1 protein-coding gene and 1 pseudogene are annotated in these 1,412 nt (G+C 65.1%); both read right to left on the reverse strand.

Annotation, left to right across the window (positions count from 1 at the left end; all coding sequences use genetic code 11):
• Window positions 1-61: 61 nt before the first annotated feature.
• A complete protein-coding gene (locus tag BUE42_RS31375; protein WP_159445537.1) occupies window positions 62-796 on the reverse strand; it encodes an RHS repeat domain-containing protein in 735 nt (244 codons plus the stop codon).
• Between the two features lie 4 nt (window positions 797-800).
• Window positions 801-1,412 (reverse strand): annotated as a pseudogene (locus BUE42_RS31380) (RHS repeat protein); the annotation flags it as partial.

The raw sequence follows: 1,412 nt of genomic DNA on the forward strand, positions 1-1,412 counted from the left end.
GCTCGCCTGTCGAGCATGAGCGACACGCCGAACACACTCACTGAGATTCAACCCACCCAACTCATTGACGTGTCCGAAATGGTTTGACCACGACATAGGCGTACTTCACCGTCGTCACGATCGGAACGGTGTTCGCACCGGCCTTGGCGTTCACCGCCTGCACCGCCTCCGTGATCCGGCCCCGCGGGTCGTAGTTGACGCGGGCGAAGCCGCTCGGGTGATCGGTGCGGCTCAGGCGGCCGATGCTGTACGGGTAGTCCGGGCCGGTGAGGTCCCAGGTCCACGTCACCGTCTGGCTCGGCTGGCCGCTCTGGGTGTAGATGAGGCTGGTGGGCCGGTTCAGCTCGTCGTACGTGTAGGTCTGCGTCACGCCTCGGCTGTCGGTCAGCGTCTTCAGGTTTCGCGCGGAGTCGTAGGTGATGTTGGTGATGCCGGTGTCCGGGCTGATCAGCTGCGTCGCATCGCCGAAGCCGTTGCGCGGGTATTGCGTGATCAGGTTGCGCGGGTCGGTCACCTTCGTGGGTCGGCCGCCTCCGTCGTACTCGATCGTGGTCTTGCCGTTCTTCGGGTCGGTCAGCTCCTTCACGCGGTACTGCGCGTCGTAGCTCGCCTTGTTCTGCAGGTTCAGGCCGTCCGGCGCCTTGGTCACCTTGGTCGGGTTGCCCTCGGCGTCGTATTCGTAGGTCGTCACCGGGGTCGGTGACACCGGCGGGGGTGCCACCTGGGCCACCGCTGCATGGGTCAGCAAGGCCGCAGCCGCCGCGGCGATCAGGTTGCGTTTCATCGTCTTCTTCATGTCCTCACTCCCTGCCCGTGCTTTGTTGTGCACGGCCCAGTGCATCCATCGCCCGGGCCAGACCTCGCTTGAGTGCGCCGGACGGATCCTTCACGCGCTGATCGGTCTGGTTGCCGGCGTTGTCGAGCACGTAGTCGATGCGGTTGGCCTTGTTGTCGTAGGCCGCCACCTGCCGGTGCGCATCGTCGTAGTCGAAGCCCACCCAGGTGGCGTTGTCGAAGCTCACCTTCTTGAGCTGACCGGCTTCGTCGTAGCCATACGTCGTCGTCTCGCCGCCCACCGTGTTCGTCAGCAAGCGCTGCCGCAGGTCGTAGGTGTTCACCGTCACCACGCCGCTCGCGTCGGTGCTCTGCAGCACTTGACCGTACTTGTTGTACCGGTCGAAGGTGGTCACCTGCCCCCTCGCGTTGGTGATGCTGCGCAGGTCGCCCTTCGTGTGATCTGCGTTCGTGTCGGCGTAGTAGTCCAGGCTCGATGCGTCGTTGACATCCGTGCGCGAGCCCTTCGATGTCAGCACTCGCCCGTCCGCGTCGTAGGTCCAGGTGCGCACCGTGTCGATGGTGCCGGCCTGCAGCGCGGCACCGAACCCGAGGTGACCGTCGGCATCCGTCGTTGC

The organism is Rhizobacter sp. OV335 (assembly GCF_900142965.1).
Lineage (GTDB): Bacteria > Pseudomonadota > Gammaproteobacteria > Burkholderiales > Burkholderiaceae_C > Rhizobacter.